Source organism: Billgrantia sp. C5P2, from assembly GCF_051062895.2.
Window position 1 is genome coordinate 464009 of record NZ_CM128542.1, and the last position, 18079, is coordinate 482087.

An 18079-nucleotide genomic window follows, 5' to 3' on the forward strand; every position below is an offset into this window, starting at 1 on the left:
AAAGCTATAATCAGCAAGACCGTTACTGCCCACGGCCGACAGTGAGGGAGCCTCATGACGCCAGTCAAGCTATACCCGCCCAAGCCGGAGAAGGTTTACTTCTTCGGTACCTGCCTGATCGATCTCTTCTACCCTGACGCCGGCCTGGATGGCATACGTCTGCTTGAGAGAGAAGGCATCGAGGTGATTTTTCCTCAGGGCCAGACCTGCTGCGGCCAGCCGGCCTATACGTCTGGCTATCACGACGAGGCTCGGGCCGTGGCGGCGGCGCAGCTCGATCTCTTCCCCGAGTCCTGGCCGATCGTTGTTCCTTCTGGCTCGTGCGGCGGCATGATGCGCACCCACTACCCTCAGCTCTTCGCCGGTGCCGAGCAGGAAGAACAGGCAAAAGAAGTGGCCGGGCGGATCTTCGAGCTGACCGAATTCCTGCTGCACGTATGTCAGCTCAGGCTCGAGGACCGCGGGCAGCCCGAAAAAATTGCCATGCATACTTCTTGCAGTGCCAGACGTGAGATGGGGCTGGCCGAAACCGGTCCGACACTGCTGGCGCGAATGGGTCAGGTCGAGCTGGTGGAACAAGCCCGAGCTGCCGAGTGCTGCGGTTTCGGTGGTACCTTTGCGGTGCGCCATCCGGAGGTTTCCGCCGCCATGGTCGAGGACAAGACCCTGGCAATCGAGGCCACCGGTGCGACGCGTTTCGTTACCTCCGACTGCGGCTGCCTGATGAACATTGCCGGCCGGTTCGAGCATCAGGACAAGGCGGTCGAGGGCGAGCATATCGCCAGCTACCTGTGGCGGAGAACCTCATGAGCTCAGCACACGAGTCGGTGCAGACCTTCACTCCGCGCGAGTTTCATCGTCAAGCCCACGATGCCCTCGGCAATCCCCAGATACGCGCCAACTTCCGTCGGGCCATGGATGGCCTGATGGCCAAGCGGCGCGACGTATTCAGCGACTGGGACCTCGAGACCCTGCGCGAGCTCGGCGCCAACATTCGCCTGCGAGCGCTGGCCAAGCTGCCCGACCTGCTCGAGCGGCTCGAGGCCAACTGCCAGGCCAACGGCATCCAGGTGCACTGGGCCGAGAACGGCGACGAGGCGTGCCGAATCATCCGCGATATCTGTCGGCGCCACGATGCCAAGGCCGTGATCAAGGGCAAGTCGATGGTCTCCGAGGAGATGCATCTCAATGCCCATCTGGAGGAGGCGGGCATCGAGGCGTTGGAGTCCGACCTCGGCGAGTATCTTGTGCAGCTCAACGAGCAGACCCCCTCCCATATCATCATGCCGGCGATTCATCTCAACACCGACGAGATCTCCGAGATCATGCACGACAAGACGGGTACCGAGCGTACCCGCGATGTCGACTATATGACCGCGGCGGCGCGAGCCCAACTGCGCGAACGCTTCATGGCCGCCGATGTCGGTATCTCGGGAGTCAACTTCGCGGTAGCCGAGACCGGCACCCTGTGCCTGGTGGAGAACGAAGGCAATGGGCGGATGACCACCGCCGTGCCGCCGGTGCATATCGCCGTCACCGGCATCGAGAAGGTTGTCGAGCACCTGCGAGACGTGCCGCCTCTATATGCGCTGCTCACCCGCTCGGCTACCGGCCAGCACGTCACCACCTACTTCAATATGGTCAGTTCGCCGCGAAAGCCCGGCGAGCGCGATGGGCCGAAAGAGGTCCACCTGGTGTTGGTCGACAGCGGTCGCTCCAATATCTATCAGGACGACGAGCTGCTCGATACCCTGCGCTGTATCCGCTGCGGCGCCTGCATGAACCACTGTCCGGTCTATACCCGAGTGGGCGGACATACCTACGGGACCACCTATCCGGGCCCCATCGGCAGCATCCTGATGCCGCACATGATGGGGCTGGAAGAGACCAAGGACCTGCCTACCGCCTCTAGCCTGTGTGGCGCCTGCGGCGAGGTGTGCCCGGTGAAGATCCCGATTCCCGATCTGCTGGTGCGGCTGCGCCGTGAGGCGGTGGGTGAGGGGCGAGGCAACGTGCCCGGCGCCGGCGTCAAGCGCACGAAGAAGGAAGCGGCAGCGTGGAAGGGCTTCCAGTGGCTGGCCACGCATCCCGCTGCCTGGCGCAGCGGCACGGCGCTTGCCGGTAAGCTGCGGGTATTGGCTCCGTCGAAGCTGGGGCCGTGGACCGAGTACCGCACAGCGCCCAAGCCGGCCAAGAAAACGCTGCATGAACTGGTCAGGCGGCACCAGGCGGAGAAGGCAAAAGGGGAGGAGCGTACATGAGCGCCCGCGAGAATATTCTCAAGCGCCTGCGCGAACGCGCCGACGGCCCGTTGACGGCTCCCGAGAGCGACTTCGCCGTGGTGACCGGGCGTGGCTGGAGCCAGGAGGAGCGGTTGGCCCGCTTCGAGCGGCTGATCATTTCGGTGCATGGCGAGGTGATCCATACCGCCCGCGACGCATGGACCTCGGCGCTGGCCGAGTTGCTCGAGGCCAAGGGCATCCAGCGCCTGGCGCTCGGTCGTAAGCATCCCGTGGCTGCCGAGGCACGTATGGCCTTGGCCGAGCGTGACGTTTCCCTGCTCGACGCCGATCGCGATGTCGAAGTCTGGCAGCGTGAGCAATTTCAGGAGACGGATGCCGGGCTGACCTCCACCCGCGGCGCCATTGCCGAGACCGGCAGCCTGTGGCTGTGGCCGACCCCCGACGAACCGCGCCTGCTGAGCCTTGTGCCGCCGATTCATATCGCCGTGCTGGATGTCGACACCATTGAGGACACCTTCTTCGACGTGATCGAAGCTCACGCCTGGGCTGGCGGCATGCCCACCAATGCCCTGCTGATCTCGGGGCCGAGCAAGACCGCCGACATCGAGCAGACCCTGGCCTACGGTGTGCATGGCCCTCGAGAGCTGGTGGTGCTGGTGCGCCACAGCGAGGAGCGTCCATGACGGCTGCAACGATGGCGCCGCCTGCCGACGCCTGGCGGGAACTCAGGCGTGAACTGCTCGCGATCATGCCTGCCGAGCGACTCATCGACGACCCGCTGCGCACCCTGGCCTACGGTACCGATGCCAGCTTTTACCGGCTGATTCCCAGGCTGGTGATACGTCCGGCGAGCGAAGACGAATTGGTGGCGGTGCTGGCCGGATGTCGCACGCGCAAGCTGCCGGTAACCTTTCGCGCCGCCGGCACTTCGCTTTCTGGGCAGGCCGTGACCGACTCGGTGCTGATCCAACTGCGTGAAGGCTGGCGCGGGCACGAGATCCTCGACGGCGGTCGGGCCATCCGCTTGCAGCCCGGCGTGATCGGTGCCCGGGCCAACCAACTGCTGGCGCCTTTCGGACGCAAGATCGGCCCCGACCCGGCCTCTATCAACAGCTGTATGGTTGGCGGCATCGCCGCCAACAATGCCTCGGGCATGTGCTGCGGCACAGCGCAGAACAGCTACCGTACGGTGCGCGACATTCGTATGATTCTGGCCGATGGCACCCGGCTGGATACCGCCGACCCGGCCAGCCGCGAGGCGTTCCGGCGTAGCCACGCCGAACTCGTCGAAGGCCTCGAGCGGCTCGCCGCCGAGACGCGGGCCAACGCGCCGCTGGCCGAGAAGATCCGCCACAAGTACCGGCTCAAGAACACCACCGGTTACGCGCTCAACAGCCTGGTCGACTTCGACGACGGTATCGAGATCCTCAAGCACCTGATGATCGGCTCTGAGGGCACGCTCGGCTTCATCAGCACCATCACCTACGACACCGTGATCGAGGAGCCACACAAGGCGGCGGCGCTGGTCTTTCTACCCGACATGGCCACCACCTGCCGTGCCACCATCGCGCTCAAGCCGGCGCCGGTCTCGGCGATGGAGCTGATGGATCGCGCCGCGCTACGCTCGGTGGAGGCCAAGCCGGGCATGCCCGAAGTGCTCAAGACCCTTCCTGACGGGGCGGCGGCACTGCTGATCGATGTGCGCGGCAACGACGAGGCGCAGCTCGAGTCCAGGCTCGATGCAGTGCAGGCCATCTTCGAGGGTATCCACACCCTGGAGCCGGTTACCTTTACGCGCGAGAAGAGCCTCTACGAGCTCTACTGGAAGATTCGCAAGGGGCTCTTTCCCGCCGTGGGTGCGGTGCGCGACACCGGCACCACGGTGATCATCGAGGACGTCGCCTTTCCCATCGAGCGCCTCGACGAGGGCGTGCTGGCACTGACCGAGGTTTTCCATCGCCACGGCTACTCGGAGGCGATCCTGTTCGGTCATGCGCTGGAGGGTAATCTGCACTTCGTCTTCCCCCAGGGCTTCGAGAGACCGGGCGAGGTGGAGCGCTACCAGGCGCTGATGGACGAGGTCGCGCAGTTGGTCGGTGTCGAGTACGGCGGTTCGCTCAAGGCCGAGCATGGTACAGGGCGCAACATGGCGCCCTATGTGGAGCTTGAGTGGGGGCCTGAGGCCTATGCGCTGATGTGGCAGATCAAGGCGCTATTCGACCCCGATAACCTGCTCAACCCCGACGTGATCCTGAGCCGCAACCCGACCCTGCACCTGGAGAATCTCAAGCCGCTGCCAGCCGCCGATCCAATCGTCGACAAGTGCATCGAGTGCGGCTTCTGCGAGCATGTCTGTCCTTCCCGCGACCTCACCCTGACGCCGCGGCAGCGCATCGTCATCGCGCGCGAGATGGCCCGGCTCGAGGCGTTGGGCGACGGCCTGGATGCTGAGGAGGTCGAGCGGCTGAAACGACTGCGCGAGGATTATCGCTACGCCGGCGACGAGACCTGTGCCGTCGACGGCCTGTGCGCTACCCAGTGCCCGGTAGGCATCAACACCGGCGAACTGATCCGCGAGCTGCGTCATGAACGGCTGGCTCAGCATGCTGATATGGCGCGGCGGGTAGGTCGGCATTTCTCCGGTACCACGCGGCTGGCGAGGGGCATGCTCAACCTGGCCGGTGCCGGGCGCGCCGTGCTGGGCGAAAAGGGCCTCTCCAAGGTGAGTGGCACCATCACCCGGGTCAGCGGCGGCAAGGTACCCCAATGGGTGCCCACCCTGCCCAAGGCGGCACCGGTACGCGTGCTGAGCCGGAAGCGGACTACTGATAGCGTGCGTGACAAGGTGGTCTATTTTCCTTCCTGCGCCACCCGGGTCTTCGGCGCCGCCCATGGCGACGGCGAGAGTCGCTCGATCATGGAGATCACCCTTTCACTATTGGAGAAGGCCGGCTTCGAGGTGATCGTGCCGGAAATGCCGGGGCATCTCTGCTGCGGCATGGCGTTCCAGTCCAAGGGCCAGTTCGAGGAGGCGACGCACAAGGCGCGCGAGCTCAACCGCGAGCTGCTGGTGGCCAGCCAGAACGGCCGCTATCCCATTCTCAGTGACACAAGCCCCTGCGTGCTGCATATGCAGGGACGGCTGGACGAACGTCTCAGCGTTCAGGAGCCGGTGGCCTTTGCCCACGATCACCTCCTGCCGCGGCTCAATGTCACTCCGCTCGACGAGCGCATAGCGGTTCACGTGACCTGCTCGAGTACCCATATGGGGCTCGCCGAGCGCATGGTAGCCCTGGCTAGGGCCTGCGCCCGTGAAGTCGTGGTGCCGGCCGAGATCACCTGCTGCGGCTTCGCCGGCGACAAGGGGCTGGTCACGCCGGAACTCAATGCCTCGGCCCTGAAGGGGCTGGCCGATCAGGTGGGCGATTGCGATGCGGGGTATTCCAACTCGCGTACCTGCGAGATCGGCCTGTCGCTGCATGGCGGCATCCCGTATCGTTCGATCCTGTCACTGCTTGACCGTGCCAGTCGCGAGCGCAAGGAATTGGTCGACATGGCTTGAATCATCCACAACCGCTCGCTTACGAGCGGTTGTGGATAAGCTTTGCGTCACTCCCCTGAAATTTTTTTACAAACGGCCCTTGCAGGGGCGCGGGGAAAACCGTAAAGTACGCATCCGCTGCCGGCAACGGGCAACGTTGCCAGCGGTGGAGAGAGTGGTAAGTGGCTGTCTTGCTTTGGGTTTTTCGAATCGCTTCGCAAAAATCCCACTTGACGCCCACGGCGGATTCGGTAGAATGCGCCCACTCATGAGAGGCCTCGCTGAGGGCTCTCGCGACCCCTGCGACGCAGGGCTTCACGGCCAGGTTCACCTCGGTGACGACCATGAAGCGAGTTGACAAGCTCGGTCGAATCGGTAGAATACGCCTTCCTCGCAGGGCGCTGGCGAGCCCCCTCGGTCCTTGGGTCGACGGCCACGGCAGCAAGCGAGACGCTCCACTCTTCATGTTGTGTTTTGAAGAGGGTTTGGAGCCGCTCTTTAACAATCGATCAGGTAATTCATGTGGGCGCTTGTCGACGAGGTGGTGAGAAGTCACACCATATCGAGGCAAGCGACTCGTCGAAGACCTTCGGGTCTTTTTGAGAAGCTTTGACCTTGAGCCAAGTTTGGTTCGCTTTTGTCCTTTTCTTCGGGAAGGGATGAGTAAGAACCGCAATGATTTGAAACTGAAGAGTTTGATCATGGCTCAGATTGAACGCTGGCGGCAGGCCTAACACATGCAAGTCGAGCGGCAGCACGGGAAGCTTGCTTCCTGGTGGCGAGCGGCGGACGGGTGAGTAATGCATAGGAATCTGCCCGGTAGTGGGGGATAACCTGGGGAAACCCAGGCTAATACCGCATACGTCCTACGGGAGAAAGCAGGGGACCTTCGGGCCTTGCGCTATCGGATGAGCCTATGTCGGATTAGCTGGTTGGTGAGGTAATGGCTCACCAAGGCGACGATCCGTAGCTGGTCTGAGAGGATGATCAGCCACATCGGGACTGAGACACGGCCCGAACTCCTACGGGAGGCAGCAGTGGGGAATATTGGACAATGGGCGCAAGCCTGATCCAGCCATGCCGCGTGTGTGAAGAAGGCCCTCGGGTTGTAAAGCACTTTCAGTGGGGAAGAAAGCCTTCCGGCCAATACCCGGGAGGAAGGACATCACCCACAGAAGAAGCACCGGCTAACTCCGTGCCAGCAGCCGCGGTAATACGGAGGGTGCGAGCGTTAATCGGAATTACTGGGCGTAAAGCGCGCGTAGGTGGCTTGATAAGCCGGTTGTGAAAGCCCCGGGCTCAACCTGGGAACGGCATCCGGAACTGTCAGGCTAGAGTGCAGGAGAGGAAGGTAGAATTCCCGGTGTAGCGGTGAAATGCGTAGAGATCGGGAGGAATACCAGTGGCGAAGGCGGCCTTCTGGACTGACACTGACACTGAGGTGCGAAAGCGTGGGTAGCAAACAGGATTAGATACCCTGGTAGTCCACGCCGTAAACGATGTCGACTAGCCGTTGGGTCCTTCGCGGACTTTGTGGCGCAGTTAACGCGATAAGTCGACCGCCTGGGGAGTACGGCCGCAAGGTTAAAACTCAAATGAATTGACGGGGGCCCGCACAAGCGGTGGAGCATGTGGTTTAATTCGATGCAACGCGAAGAACCTTACCTACCCTTGACATCCTCGGAATCTGCCGGAGACGGCGGAGTGCCTTCGGGAACCGAGTGACAGGTGCTGCATGGCTGTCGTCAGCTCGTGTTGTGAAATGTTGGGTTAAGTCCCGTAACGAGCGCAACCCTTGTCCCTATTTGCCAGCGATTCGGTCGGGAACTCTAGGGAGACTGCCGGTGACAAACCGGAGGAAGGTGGGGACGACGTCAAGTCATCATGGCCCTTACGGGTAGGGCTACACACGTGCTACAATGGTCGGTACAAAGGGTTGCGAGCTCGCGAGGGCAAGCTAATCCCAGAAAGCCGGTCTCAGTCCGGATCGGAGTCTGCAACTCGACTCCGTGAAGTCGGAATCGCTAGTAATCGTGAATCAGAATGTCACGGTGAATACGTTCCCGGGCCTTGTACACACCGCCCGTCACACCATGGGAGTGGACTGCACCAGAAGTGGTTAGCCTAACCTTCGGGAGGGCGATCACCACGGTGTGGTTCATGACTGGGGTGAAGTCGTAACAAGGTAGCCGTAGGGGAACCTGCGGCTGGATCACCTCCTTAAACGACGTATCACGCCTCGCGGCAAGTGCCCACAATGAATTACCTGATCGGCCAGAGCAAAGACTGTTTGGGTCGCCGACCCAGTGGTTGTAAGCCGGGTCTGTAGCTCAGTTGGTTAGAGCGCACCCCTGATAAGGGTGAGGTCGGCAGTTCAAATCTGCCCAGACCCACCATTCTCGAGCTTCGGCCGGGTCTGTCGCTCAGTTGGTGAGAGCGCACCCCCGGAAGTGCTGTCAAGAGAAGGGTGAGGTCGCCGGGTTTATTTCAAATCTGCCCAGACCCACCAAATTTGCGTGATACGTTGTTGAAAGTCTCACACAAATTACTTTCGGGGCCATAGCTCAGCTGGGAGAGCGCCTGCCTTGCACGCAGGAGGTCAGCGGTTCGATCCCGCTTGGCTCCACCAAACTTCCTGATGCGTCGTTGAAAGGCTCCTCGCATAGCGAACTATGCGTCGTCACCTTTCGCCTAGCCTCAGATCGTTTGGCTTCGCCACTTCCCCACAGTCTACCTGATCGGATCTGCAGTCATAAGCCAGCGTCGCACCGTGCGATGTCGGGTTTATGACTGTCGATTGACAGTCTGCTCTTTAACAATGTGAATCATGCTGACACGTTTTCTCCGCAAGGAGAAAGCAAAAGTGATACGTCTCAAGCGTATCCGGCAATTGTCGTACGTAATCGCGGACCAGACCCTTTCGGGTTATATGGTCAAGCGATTAAGCGCATACGGTGGATGCCTTGGCAGCCAGAGGCGATGAAGGACGTTGTAGCCTGCGATAAGGCTCGGTGAGGTGGCAAACAACCTGTGACCCGGGCATTTCCGAATGGGGAAACCCACCCAGCACAAGCTGGGTATCCCACACTGAATCCATAGGTGTTGGGAGGCGAACCGGGGGAACTGAAACATCTAAGTACCCCGAGGAAAAGAAATCAACCGAGATTCCCCCAGTAGCGGCGAGCGAACGGGGACTAGCCCTTAAGCATGTGACTGGTTAGGCGAACGAGCTGGGAAGCTCGACCATAGCGGGTGATAGTCCCGTAGCCGAAAACCTGAGCATGTGAAATCGAGTAGGTCGGGGCACGTGAAACCTTGACTGAACATGGGGGGACCATCCTCCAAGGCTAAATACTCCTGGCTGACCGATAGTGAACCAGTACCGTGAGGGAAAGGCGAAAAGAACCCCGGCGAGGGGAGTGAAATAGATCCTGAAACCGTATGCGTACAAGCAGTGGGAGCATGCAAGTCATGTGACCGCGTACCTTTTGTATAATGGGTCAGCGACTTATTTTCAGTGGCGAGCTTAACCGAATAGGGGAGGCGTAGCGAAAGCGAGTCTTAACTGGGCGACCAGTCGCTGGAAATAGACCCGAAACCGGGCGATCTATCCATGAGCAGGTTGAAGGTTGAGTAACATCAACTGGAGGACCGAACCAGGATCTGTTGAAAAAGATTTGGATGACTTGTGGATCGGAGTGAAAGGCTAATCAAGCCCGGAGATAGCTGGTTCTCCTCGAAAGCTATTTAGGTAGCGCCTCACGTATCACCACCGGGGGTAGAGCACTGTTTCGGCTAGGGGGCCATCCCGGCTTACCAACCCGAGGCAAACTCCGAATACCGGTGAGTGCAAGCGTGGGAGACACACGGCGGGTGCTAACGTCCGTCGTGAAAAGGGAAACAACCCAGACCGTCAGCTAAGGTCCCGAAATCCTGGTTAAGTGGGAAACGATGTGGGAAGGCTCAGACAGCTAGGAGGTTGGCTTAGAAGCAGCCATCCTTTAAAGAAAGCGTAATAGCTCACTAGTCGAGTCGGCCTGCGCGGAAGATGTAACGGGGCTAAACCAGGTACCGAAGCTACGGGCTTGCCGAATGGCAAGCGGTAGAGGAGCGTCGTGTAAGCCGATGAAGGTGGATTGAGAAGTCTGCTGGAGGTATCACGAGTGCGAATGCTGACATGAGTAACGACAAGGGGAGTGAAAAACTCCCCCGCCGGAAGACCAAGGGTTTCTGTTCGACGCTAATCGGAGCAGAGTGAGTCGGCCCCTAAGGCGAGGCCGAAAGGCGTAGTCGATGGGAAACGGGTCAATATTCCCGTACCTCACTGTATTGCGATGGGGGGACGAAGAAGGCTAGGTGAGCCAGGCGTTGGTTGTCCTGGTGAAAGCCCGTAGGCTGGGGATTCAGGCAAATCCGGATCCCCAAGGCCGAGAGGCGAGACGAACTGACCACGGTCAGGAAGTCATCGATGCCACGCTTCCAGGAAAAGCCTCTAAGCTTCAGATACAGTGGGACCGTACCCCAAACCGACACAGGTGGTCAGGTAGAGAATACCAAGGCGCTTGAGAGAACTCGGGTGAAGGAACTAGGCAAAATGGTGCCGTAACTTCGGGAGAAGGCACGCCGGCGTAGGGTGAAGGCACTTGCTGCTGGAGCTCGAACCGGTCGAAGATACCAGGTGGCTGCAACTGTTTATTAAAAACACAGCACTCTGCAAACGCGCAAGCGGACGTATAGGGTGTGACGCCTGCCCGGTGCCGGAAGGTTAAGTGATGGTGTTAGCCCTCGGGCGAAGCTCTTGATCGAAGCCCCGGTAAACGGCGGCCGTAACTATAACGGTCCTAAGGTAGCGAAATTCCTTGTCGGGTAAGTTCCGACCTGCACGAATGGCGTAATGATGGCCACGCTGTCTCCACCCGAGACTCAGTGAAATTGAAATCGCAGTGAAGATGCTGTGTACCCGCGGCTAGACGGAAAGACCCCGTGAACCTTTACTATAGCTTCACACTGGACGCTGATGTTGCTTGTGTAGGATAGCTGGGAGGCTAGGAACCCCGGACGCCAGTTCGGGTGGAGCCAACCTTGAAATACCAGCCTGGCATCATTGGCGTTCTAACTCAGGTCCGTGATCCGGATCGAGGACAGTGTGTGGTGGGTAGTTTGACTGGGGCGGTCTCCTCCCAAAGAGTAACGGAGGAGCACGAAGGTACCCTCAGCACGGTCGGAAATCGTGCATTGAGTGCAAGAGCATAAGGGTGCTTGACTGCGAGACAGACACGTCGAGCAGGTACGAAAGTAGGTTCTAGTGATCCGGTGGTTCTGTATGGAAGGGCCATCGCTCAACGGATAAAAGGTACTCCGGGGATAACAGGCTGATACCGCCCAAGAGTTCACATCGACGGCGGTGTTTGGCACCTCGATGTCGGCTCATCACATCCTGGGGCTGAAGTCGGTCCCAAGGGTATGGCTGTTCGCCATTTAAAGTGGTACGCGAGCTGGGTTTAGAACGTCGTGAGACAGTTCGGTCCCTATCTGCCGTGGGCGTTGGATGTTTGAGAAGAGCTGCTCCTAGTACGAGAGGACCGGAGTGGACGCACCTCTGGTGTTCCGGTTGTCACGCCAGTGGCATTGCCGGGTAGCTACGTGCGGACGGGATAACCGCTGAAGGCATCTAAGCGGGAAGCCCCCTTCAAGATGAGACATCCCCGAGGCCTCGAGCCTCCTGAAGGGCCCAGCGAGACCAGCTGGTTGATAGGCCGGGTGTGGAAGCGCTGCAAGGCGTTGAGCTAACCGGTACTAATGGCCCGTGAGGCTTGACCATATAACCCCAAGGGGTCTGCGCATTGCGCACACGATTGACGGATACGCAGGCACGGTGAGCGCCGTGCCGAGACGATCACGCCAGCATGATTCCAACCGTTTTCGCCTGACGACCATAGCGAGTGGGAACCACCTGATCCCATGCCGAACTCAGCAGTGAAACCGCTCAGCGCCGATGGTAGTGTGGGGCCTCCCCATGCGAGAGTAGGTCATCGTCAGGCATCTATTCAGAAACCCAGCTTCGAAAGAGGCTGGGTTTCGCCGTTTCAGGGCCTCCCATGGAGCGTAGCGGAGCGCCGCCCGCCGGATGGCCGGCCCGAACATCGTCAGGCATCACTCCCAAAACCCCGAGTTCGAAAGAGCTCGGGGTTTTTCTTTATCCAAACAACGCGTTTCCGCAGAAGCGGCAGTTCGCTAGAATGAATCTTTTCCCATTGGGGCACAGGGCATGACCATTGGCGACCTCATTCGTCTGCTGAGTGATGGAGAGTTCCACTCCGGCGAGCAGTTGGGCGAACGGCTGGGCGTATCCCGTACCGCGGTCTGGAAGCAACTGAAGAAGCTCGAGGCGATGGATATCCCGCTCGAAGCGGTCAAGGGGCAAGGCTATCGCTTGTCCGCGCCGCTGGAGCTGTTGGATGGCGGTATGATCGTGGCCGGTCTGTCACGGCGAGGGCGCCAGCATCTTGCCAGGTTGTTCGTCGAGGAAACTCTGCCATCCAGTAATGAATTCATTCGTCAGCGCTTCGCACAGGGCGCTGGTCACGGTGAGGTTTGCTTGGTCGAGCAGCAAAGTGCGGGGCGTGGCCGACGAGGGCGGGTCTGGTCGACCCCTTGGGGCCGGGCCCTCATGCTATCCGTTGGCTGGCGTTTCGAGACCGGGATCGCATCGCTGGAGGGGCTGAGCCTGGCGGTGGGCGTGGCATTGGCACGGACGCTGGAGCGCCATGGTGTGGCTCCCAGCCTCAAGTGGCCTAACGACGTACTGCTTGCCGATGGAGAGGGGTGTCTCGGCAAGCTGGCCGGAATCCTGGTCGAGATCAGCGGAGACACGGCGGGCCCTTGTGAGGTGGTGGTCGGCATGGGGATCAACTTCGATTTGCCGACCGGCTTTCGCGAGAGGATCGAGCAGCACGTGGCGGCGGTTCACGATCAGGCTCCCTCTCTGTCGCGTAATCGCCTGGCTGCGGAATTGTTGGACGAGCTGATGCCGCTGCTGGCAGGCTACGAGTCGGCCGGCTTTGCTGCCTGGCAGGGAGAGTGGAATCAGCGGCATGCTTTCCAGAATTGTGAAGTCGAGGTACTGCGCGGACAGCAGCGCCTCGTAGCAACGGCCGATTCCGTAGACGAGTCGGGCAACCTGTGGATCCGATATGGCGATCGACGAGAACGCTTGGGGGGAGGGGAGATCAGCGTGCGTGGGCGTACATGATCCTTGATCTGGATATCGGCAACACACTTTCCAAGTGGCGATTGAAGGATGCCGACAGCAGCGAGATACGCTCGCGTGGCGCCGTCTGGACCCGCGAGGAGTGGAAGCCTGGCTCCGATATCCCCGACCTGGATGTGGTCGAGGCGGTGCGTATTTCCAGTGTCGCTCGCCAGGCCGTGCTAGAGCAGACCGTGGCGCTGCTGCAGAGCCGTGTGCGCGGCGTTCACGTGGCGCGTTCTGTGCCGGAGGCGCTTGGCGTCGTGAATGGCTACGAAGAGCCTCATCGACTGGGTGTCGACCGCTGGATGGGAGTGCTGGCCGGTTACCAGTTGGCCGGTGGCTGCTGTGCCGTGGATTGCGGCAGTGCCATCACCATTGATTTTGTGCTTCCTGGGGGGCGCCACCTGGGGGGGTATATTCTGCCCGGCCTGCGCCTGATGAAAGAGAGCCTTCAGCTGGGTACGCGGAACGTGGCCATCGATCCTGACAGCGAGGCAGAGGAGCTTCTGCTGCCGGGGCGTCGTACCGTCGAAGCCGTGAATCACGGTATCTACCTGGCGGCCGTCAGCGCCGTGAACCGTATCTATGCCGAGGTTTGCGACCGCGAGGGAGTGGCACTGCCGATGCTGCTGACCGGTGGGGATGCGCGAGTCGTGGCGCGCGGCGTGCATTCCCCTCATGCGGTATGGCCCGACATGGTCTACGGTGGCCTGGAGGCCTGCTTCCCACTGACCGCGGCAGAGCGGGCCGGTCGCATGTCGGGGGCGCCGCGCGTGCCCGCCCCGGCAGGGCTGGAAAAAATCCGAGCCGGCCTTGCATTCTCGATGTTGCTTTGACACAATGCAGCGCGTTCCGAAGCCAAGGGCTCGCTCGCTCGGTGTGCGCCAAAGGCAAGTGGCTGAAAAACAAGCACTTGACATGGCTTTGGTAGGCGGTAGAATAGGCCGCCATCTGGAGGGGTTCCCGAGTGGCCAAAGGGAGCAGACTGTAAATCTGCCGCGAAAGCTTCGAAGGTTCGAATCCTTCCCCCTCCACCAGATTGTCCGGTCGAGACCTCGGTCTGGGCTGGAAGAGTGGGTAGGCGGGCATAGTTCAATGGTAGAACCTCAGCCTTCCAAGCTGATGGTGCGGGTTCGATTCCCGCTGCCCGCTCCAGGTATCCTGCTGGGCAGGTAGGTGTTGAGCAGGTGAGTTTTGGTAAAGTTGCGCTCATGTAGCTCAGGGGTAGAGCACACCCTTGGTAAGGGTGAGGTCGACGGTTCAAATCCGTCCATGAGCTCCAATTCGGAAGGCGAGCAATAGCTCGCCTTTCTTTTCTTCGCGGCGATGGTTCGTCGGGAAGGGTTGTCAGTCGGCGGTTCATCCGCTATCATGGCGCCCGCTGTTGTGCATGCTGCCTGCAAGAGGTAATGCATACCAGATACAGGCCAGTAGCTCAATTGGCAGAGCAGCGGTCTCCAAAACCGCAGGTTGGGGGTTCGATTCCCTCCTGGCCTGCCAACCTTCCCCAGGTTGGCATCTTCATACGAACATACTCGATTGCCGCACCCTGAGGAGTCTCGTTTTCATGAAACACAGCGCCGAGGTGCAGGAGTCGCGCCGCGACGGGCTCAAGTGGGCGGTTGTCGTCACCTTGGTAGTGCTGGCGGTGGTGGGGAATACCTATTTTGCCGACCAGGCGCTTCTCTATCGCGTGCTGGGTGTCGTCGTGCTTTGTGCGGGTGCCGCGGCTGTCGCGCTGACTACCGCCAGAGGGCGAGATCTCGCCGAACTGGCCAAGAATGCCAAGAAAGAAATACAGCGCGTGGTGTGGCCGACCCGTCCCGAGACCGTGCAGACGACCGCCATCGTGTTGGTGGCCGTGCTGGTCGTCGGGCTGATGCTGTGGCTGATCGACACCATTCTTAGCTGGGCGATGTCCGGCGTCATCGGTTAGGAGTCTTCATGTCCAAGCGTTGGTACGTCGTTCACGCCTACTCCGGCTTCGAGAAGCATGTCATGCGTTCCCTGAAGGAGCGCGTGAAGATGTACGCCATGGAAGATCGCTTCGGCGAGATCCTGGTGCCGACCGAAGAGGTCGTCGAGGTGCGTGACGGCAAGCGCCGCAAGAGCGAGCGCAAGTTCTATCCCGGCTATGTACTGGTCGAGATGGAAATGGACGACGCGACCTGGCACCTGGTGAACGAGACGCCTCGCGTCATGGGGTTTATCGGTGGCACCAAGGAGAAGCCGGCGCCGATCACCCAGAAAGAGGCCGACGCCATCCTGCGTCGGGTGCAGGATGGCAGCGACAAGCCGCGGCCCAAGACGATGTTCGAGCCGGGCCAGTCCGTGCGTGTCGTCGATGGCCCTTTCGCCGACTTCAATGGCGTGGTCGAAGAGGTCAACTACGACAAGAGTCGCCTGCAGGTCAGTGTACTGATCTTCGGCAGGGCGACGCCGGTCGAGCTGGAGTTTTCCCAGGTCGAGAAAGAGTGACGCTTCTCGATCGTTGATTTGCTGTGCGGCCACTGCGGTGGCCGTTTAACCCGGGGAGCCGCGAGGCGCTACTACCCAACTGGAGTCCATCATGGCCAAGAAAGTACAGGCTTACATCAAGCTGCAGGTCGCAGCAGGTAAAGCCAACCCGAGTCCCCCCGTGGGCCCCGCGCTGGGTCAGCACGGTGTCAACATCATGGAGTTCTGCAAGGCGTTCAACGCTGCTACCCAGGACATCGAGCCGGGTCTGCCGACTCCCGTGGTGATTACCGTCTATTCCGACCGCAGCTTCACCTTCATCACCAAGACGCCGCCCGCGGCCGTTCTGCTGAAGAAGGCGGCTGGCATCAAGTCCGGCTCTGGTGAGCCGAACAAGAAGAAGGTCGGTACCGTGACCCGCGAGCAGCTCGAGGAGATCGCCAAGACCAAGGAGCCGGATCTGACGGCTGCCGATCTCGACGCCGCGGTGCGTACCATTGCCGGCAGCGCCCGTAGCATGGGCCTCAACGTGGAGGGTCTCTGATCATGGCCAAGCTATCCAAGCGCGCACAGATGATTCGCGAGAAGGTCGATGCCACCAAGGCTTATTCCCTCGAGGAAGCCGTGGCGCTGCTCGCTGAGCTCTCCACCGTCAAGTTCAAGGAGTCTTTGGACGTCGCCATCAATCTGGGCGTCGATCCGCGTAAATCCGACCAAGTGGTGCGTGGTGCCACCGTGATGCCCAACGGTACCGGCAAGGACGTGCGCGTCGCCGTGTTCACCCAGGGCGCCAACGCCGATGCTGCCAAGGAAGCCGGTGCCGACATCGTCGGCATGGACGACCTGGCCGAGCAGGTCAAGAAAGGCCAGCTCGACTTCGACGTGGTCATTGCCTCGCCGGACGCCATGCGCGTCGTCGGTCAGCTGGGTCAGATCCTCGGTCCGCGCGGCCTGATGCCGAACCCCAAGGTCGGTACCGTGACGCCGGACGTGGCGACTGCGGTCAAGAATGCCAAGGCAGGCCAGGTGCGCTTCCGTACCGACAAAAACGGCATCATCCATACCACCCTGGGCAAGGTCGATTTCGATGCCGACGCGATCCGGGGCAACCTGGAAGCGCTGGTCGCCGACCTCAAGCGTCTCAAGCCGAGCACGTCCAAGGGTATCTACTTCAAGAAGGTCACGCTGTCCACCACCATGGGCCCGGGCGTGACCCTCGATCACTCTGCCTTCGCCTAAGGCGCGAGCAGAGCGAAGCGTAGCAAGAACTTTGCGGTCCCCGAGGTCCTGTCAGCAGGACAGGAGGGGCGCCGTCAAAGACCGCAGGTGCCGCCCTCTTTCGAGTGGGTGGCTTAATCTCCCCTAGAGGGATGCCTGCGCAGATGGTGTGGCCGCCAGAACGCTGGTGAGCACCATCACCCGGGACTTCCGCCGACGCCTGGCGTCAGCGGAAGAGATGGTAACCTCCGGAGCCTGCTGTAAGCGGTTCCGGCACGAAGGAGTGATCACTGTGCCACTAGCACTCGAAGGCAAGAAGGCGATTGTTGCCGAGGTCAGTGAAGCTGCCAAGAGCGCACTCTCCGTCGTAGTTGCCGATTCTCGTGGCGTCACGGTCGAGAAGATGACCGGTCTGCGTAAGCAGGCGCGCGAGAATGGTGTCCAGTTGCGTGTTGTTCGCAACACCCTGGCACGCCGCGCCCTCTCCGGCACTCAGTGGGAGTGTCTGAATGAGAGCTTTGTGGGTCCGACTCTGCTGGCGTTTTCTACCGAGCACCCGGGCGCTGCCGCCCGCTTGTTCAAGGATTTTGCCAAGCAGGATCAGAACTTCGAAGTCAAGGCGCTGGCCTACGAAGGCGAGCTGATTCCGGCAAGCGACATCGACCGTCTGGCAACCCTGCCGACTTATGACGAAGCCATTGCCAAGCTGATGTCCGTCATGAAAGAGGCATCCGCAGGCAAGCTGGTTCGTACTCTGGCCGCGCTGCGCGACCAGAAGCAGGGAGAGGCCGCCTGATCGGCGAACTCATTGCTGCAGCCTGAATCGAACACTGAACAGAGCGCTCGGTGCGCCGAGGCTCCCGCAAAGTTAGGAATATCGAAATGGCACTGACCAAAGAAGACATCATCAACGCCGTCGCCGACATGTCCGTCATGGAAGTCGTCGAGCTGATCGAAGCGATGGAAGAGAAGTTCGGCGTTTCCGCCGCTGCCGCCGTCGTGGCTGGCCCGGCTGCTGGCGGTGACGCCGCTGCTGCCGAAGAGCAGACCGAGTTCGACCTGGTGCTGACCAGCGCTGGCGACAAGAAGGTCAACGTGATCAAGGCTGTTCGCGAGATCACCGGCCTGGGCCTGAAGGAAGCCAAAGGTGCCGTCGACGGCGCTCCGGCAACCATCAAGGAAGCGATGTCCAAGGACGAGGCCGAAGCGGCCAAGAAGAAGCTGGAAGAAGCCGGCGCTACCGTGGAACTCAAGTAACCCTTTGGTTTCCATGGCTTCACGCGCTGCGTAAGCTTCCATGGCTGGTGGCGGGCCTTCCCGCTGCCGGCCTTTTTCTGTTGCACTAGCGCCTCGCTGTCGCAGCGTCGC

12 protein-coding genes, 7 tRNA genes and 3 rRNA genes are annotated in these 18079 nt (G+C 60.8%); all 22 read left to right on the top strand.

The window, feature by feature from the left end; translation table 11 throughout:
- Window positions 1-54 precede the first annotated feature (54 nt).
- Window positions 55-810 carry a (Fe-S)-binding protein gene (locus ACRWQA_RS02125; RefSeq protein ID WP_434231031.1) on the top strand — a complete coding sequence of 252 codons (756 nt, stop codon included), beginning with the start codon at window positions 55-57 and terminating at the stop codon, window positions 808-810.
- Complete coding sequence (locus ACRWQA_RS02130) at window positions 807-2261, top strand: LutB/LldF family L-lactate oxidation iron-sulfur protein (protein WP_434231028.1); 1455 nt, start codon at window positions 807-809, stop codon at window positions 2259-2261. Before ACRWQA_RS02125 ends, ACRWQA_RS02130 begins: the two co-directional genes overlap by 4 nt.
- Complete coding sequence (locus tag ACRWQA_RS02135) at window positions 2258-2926, top strand: LutC/YkgG family protein (RefSeq protein ID WP_434231026.1); 669 nt, start codon at window positions 2258-2260, stop codon at window positions 2924-2926. The genes ACRWQA_RS02130 and ACRWQA_RS02135 overlap by 4 nt, the downstream gene beginning before the upstream one ends.
- Window positions 2923-5805, top strand: coding sequence for an FAD-binding and (Fe-S)-binding domain-containing protein (locus tag ACRWQA_RS02140; RefSeq protein WP_434231024.1), 2883 nt, complete (start codon window positions 2923-2925; stop codon window positions 5803-5805). Before ACRWQA_RS02135 ends, ACRWQA_RS02140 begins: the two co-directional genes overlap by 4 nt.
- 662 nt (window positions 5806-6467) lie before the next feature.
- Window positions 6468-8007, top strand: a 16S ribosomal RNA gene (locus ACRWQA_RS02145).
- 96 nt (window positions 8008-8103) lie between these two features.
- Window positions 8104-8180: transfer RNA gene (locus tag ACRWQA_RS02150), tRNA-Ile, on the top strand.
- A gap of 16 nt (window positions 8181-8196) precedes the next feature.
- Window positions 8197-8293, top strand: a tRNA-OTHER gene (locus ACRWQA_RS02155).
- A gap of 44 nt (window positions 8294-8337) precedes the next feature.
- A tRNA-Ala gene (locus ACRWQA_RS02160) sits at window positions 8338-8413 on the top strand.
- Window positions 8414-8715: 302 nt separating this feature from the next.
- Window positions 8716-11605, top strand: a 23S ribosomal RNA gene (locus ACRWQA_RS02165).
- Between the two features lie 104 nt (window positions 11606-11709).
- Window positions 11710-11825 (top strand): 5S ribosomal RNA (gene rrf / locus ACRWQA_RS02170).
- Together the 16S, 23S and 5S rRNA genes with 3 tRNA genes alongside form the textbook arrangement of a ribosomal RNA operon.
- A 227-nt stretch (window positions 11826-12052) precedes the next feature.
- Window positions 12053-13036: a biotin--[acetyl-CoA-carboxylase] ligase gene (locus tag ACRWQA_RS02175; protein WP_434226927.1), complete on the top strand. Its 984-nt coding sequence runs from the start codon at window positions 12053-12055 to the stop codon at window positions 13034-13036.
- Window positions 13033-13872: a type III pantothenate kinase gene (locus ACRWQA_RS02180; RefSeq protein ID WP_263581373.1), complete on the top strand. Its 840-nt coding sequence runs from the start codon at window positions 13033-13035 to the stop codon at window positions 13870-13872. Before ACRWQA_RS02175 ends, ACRWQA_RS02180 begins: the two co-directional genes overlap by 4 nt.
- A 117-nt stretch (window positions 13873-13989) precedes the next feature.
- A tRNA-Tyr gene (locus ACRWQA_RS02185) sits at window positions 13990-14073 on the top strand.
- 44 nt (window positions 14074-14117) lie between these two features.
- Window positions 14118-14191 (top strand) — tRNA-Gly (locus ACRWQA_RS02190).
- Window positions 14192-14243: 52 nt separating this feature from the next.
- A tRNA-Thr gene (locus ACRWQA_RS02195) sits at window positions 14244-14318 on the top strand.
- A gap of 142 nt (window positions 14319-14460) precedes the next feature.
- Window positions 14461-14536 (top strand) — tRNA-Trp (locus ACRWQA_RS02200).
- A 67-nt stretch (window positions 14537-14603) separates the two neighbouring features.
- Complete coding sequence (gene secE, locus ACRWQA_RS02205) at window positions 14604-14972, top strand: preprotein translocase subunit SecE (protein ID WP_263581372.1); 369 nt, start codon at window positions 14604-14606, stop codon at window positions 14970-14972.
- A gap of 8 nt (window positions 14973-14980) precedes the next feature.
- Entirely contained in the window at window positions 14981-15514 is a 534-nt protein-coding gene (nusG, locus tag ACRWQA_RS02210) for a transcription termination/antitermination protein NusG (RefSeq protein WP_263581371.1), read from the top strand.
- Between the two features lie 91 nt (window positions 15515-15605).
- The gene (gene rplK, locus ACRWQA_RS02215; protein ID WP_071943762.1) at window positions 15606-16037 is read left to right on the top strand and encodes a 50S ribosomal protein L11; all 432 of its coding nucleotides are present in this window, start codon (window positions 15606-15608) and stop codon (window positions 16035-16037) included.
- A gap of 2 nt (window positions 16038-16039) precedes the next feature.
- Window positions 16040-16732: a 50S ribosomal protein L1 gene (rplA, locus tag ACRWQA_RS02220; protein WP_263581370.1), complete on the top strand. Its 693-nt coding sequence runs from the start codon at window positions 16040-16042 to the stop codon at window positions 16730-16732.
- A gap of 271 nt (window positions 16733-17003) precedes the next feature.
- Window positions 17004-17507, top strand: a complete 504-nt coding sequence (gene rplJ / locus ACRWQA_RS02225) for a 50S ribosomal protein L10 (RefSeq protein WP_263584023.1) — start codon at window positions 17004-17006, stop codon at window positions 17505-17507.
- A gap of 86 nt (window positions 17508-17593) precedes the next feature.
- Window positions 17594-17968: a 50S ribosomal protein L7/L12 gene (rplL, locus tag ACRWQA_RS02230; RefSeq protein ID WP_263581369.1), complete on the top strand. Its 375-nt coding sequence runs from the start codon at window positions 17594-17596 to the stop codon at window positions 17966-17968.
- Window positions 17969-18079: the final 111 nt, after the last annotated feature.